Below are 567 nucleotides of genomic sequence, written 5' to 3'. Positions count from 1 at the left end.
GTGCGGCGCCTCCTGCTCGATCCATTCGGGCTGGATAACGGCGACGTCGCGCGCGTAAAGGCGCGTGGTTTCAACCAATTCTGCCGCCATCACCCATTTGGGCTTGGCTTTGAACAGGGCTGATGCAGGGAAAAGGTGGAAACGGCTGCCGCGCGCGCCAGTATAGTCGTTGCCGTCGGGCGATTTCATGCCAACGTTGGCGATAAGGCCGGTCAGCAGGGCGCGGTGGATTTGTTCGTAGCCGGCTTCTTTGGCGGCACGGATTTGTGCGCGATGTTGTTTCTTATCCAGTTGTTTTTGTTTGAGTTTGGCCGCCAAATCTTGGTCGCCTTGGCTTTCAGACGGCCTTAATTGCTCTTGGGTAGAAGGTTGTCGAAACGCTGCTTCTTTAGTGGTCAAACCCATTTCAATCGCGGTTTGGGCAAGCTGGTGATGCAGCTCGCGCCATTCGCGCATACGCAGGTGTGACAGGAAATATTGGCGACACCACTGCACCAGCTGCTTGTTGGACAAGCCTTTATCGCGCTCGCGCTGGAAGCTGTCCCAAATATTCAGATAGGCAAGGAA

Annotated in this window: 1 protein-coding gene; it reads right to left on the bottom strand. The window is 55.6% G+C overall.

What is annotated here, in order from left to right:
* On the bottom strand, positions 1–567 hold a 567-nt coding region (locus ACTHUR_RS16690; protein ID WP_440399804.1), incomplete at both ends, for an oligonucleotide/oligosaccharide-binding fold domain-containing protein.

It is taken from the genome of Neisseria sp. P0021.S007 (assembly GCF_051956855.1).
The sequence above is the reverse complement of the archived record's forward strand: the minus strand, read 5'-3'. Positions and strand labels throughout refer to the sequence as shown.